Source organism: Pantoea sp. SIMBA_079 (assembly GCF_046940275.1).
Lineage (GTDB): Bacteria > Pseudomonadota > Gammaproteobacteria > Enterobacterales > Enterobacteriaceae > Pantoea > Pantoea borealis.
The window spans coordinates 1-263 of record NZ_JAWRYR010000464.1 but is presented as its reverse complement, the minus strand read 5'-3'; the positions used below and the strand labels follow the sequence as shown (position 1 = coordinate 263).

Below are 263 nucleotides of genomic sequence, written 5' to 3'. Positions count from 1 at the left end.
CAGCAGGGTCTGCCCGATGCCGTCATCGACGTGCAGGGCGACGACGGCGTGCATTTCGAGGCGCGTGTCGTCAGCGCGTCGTTCGCGGGCAAGTCGACGCTGGCCCGCCACCGCATGGTGAACGCCACGCTCGGCGCGTTGCTGGGGCGCGAGATCCACGCCCTCGCGTTGCCGGTCACCAGGACGCCGGACGAGCAGGCCGCCGCGGGTCAGGGACAGGGCTGATGGACAAGATCATCGTGTCCGGCAGCCCGCCGCTGCAG

At 71.1% G+C, this 263-nt stretch carries 1 protein-coding gene; it reads left to right on the top strand.

The annotated features are described in order from the left end of the window. The coding region (locus SB719_RS20825; protein ID WP_412159841.1) for a BolA/IbaG family iron-sulfur metabolism protein at positions 1-225 on the top strand (225 nt) is incomplete at its 5' end. Positions 226-263 lie beyond the last annotated feature (38 nt).